1 pseudogene is annotated in these 250 nt (G+C 63.2%); it reads left to right on the top strand.

The window, feature by feature from the left end:
* Positions 1 to 216, top strand: a pseudogene (locus JHD07_RS38685) (precorrin-3B C(17)-methyltransferase); the annotation flags it as partial.
* Positions 217 to 250: the final 34 nt, after the last annotated feature.

Genomic DNA, 250 nt, shown 5'->3' with positions numbered 1-250 from the left:
TTCGCCCGCGCCCTCGACGTGTTGCGGGAAGCCTGCAGCGGCCCGCGGCTCGTGATTTTCGCGCGCGCCGTGACGACGCCGGAGGAAAGTATCGAGACGGTCACGCTTGCAGACGCGCGGCCCGAGATGGCCGATATGCGTACTTTAGTTCTGATCGGCAATTCCACGACCCGGCGGGTTGGGCGGCACGTCTATTCTTCAAGGCGGGCGGGATGACAACAAACTGCCCAGTCTCTTTCAGATCAGCCGT

Origin of the sequence: Bradyrhizobium sp. (assembly GCF_016462955.1) — a bacterium.
GTDB lineage: Bacteria > Pseudomonadota > Alphaproteobacteria > Rhizobiales > Xanthobacteraceae > Bradyrhizobium.
Note: the sequence above shows the minus strand (reverse complement) of the source record. Positions and strands in the feature narration are given on the sequence as shown.